The organism is Pseudoalteromonas rubra (assembly GCF_004212645.1).
Lineage (GTDB): Bacteria > Pseudomonadota > Gammaproteobacteria > Enterobacterales > Alteromonadaceae > Pseudoalteromonas > Pseudoalteromonas rubra_G.
Genome location: NZ_PPUZ01000189.1, coordinates 1 through 236, shown reverse-complemented (window position 1 = coordinate 236; position 236 = coordinate 1). Strand labels below are relative to the sequence as shown.

Below are 236 nucleotides of genomic sequence, written 5' to 3'. Positions count from 1 at the left end.
ACGTCAGTATCAGGCTGATGTGCAGGCCCTGTTCAGGGCACACACGCTACAGGACATGGCACGCCAGGTTCGGGCACTTGGGAATGAGGAACTAAGTTGTGTGCCCGCCAATTTAATTCCGGCGGACTGCAGCAAAATCACCCCGGAGATGGTTACGCTCACTGAGCTGGATGAACAACAGCTTGCTGATATTGCGGCAACCGTCCCCGGTGGCATGGCCAATATTCAGGACATCT

The 236-nt window shown here is 55.1% G+C and carries 1 protein-coding gene; it reads left to right on the top strand.

What is annotated here, in order from left to right; all coding sequences use genetic code 11:
* A partial coding sequence (locus C3B51_RS23760) for a hypothetical protein (RefSeq protein WP_165389240.1) occupies nt 1-236 on the top strand: 236 nt, incomplete at both ends.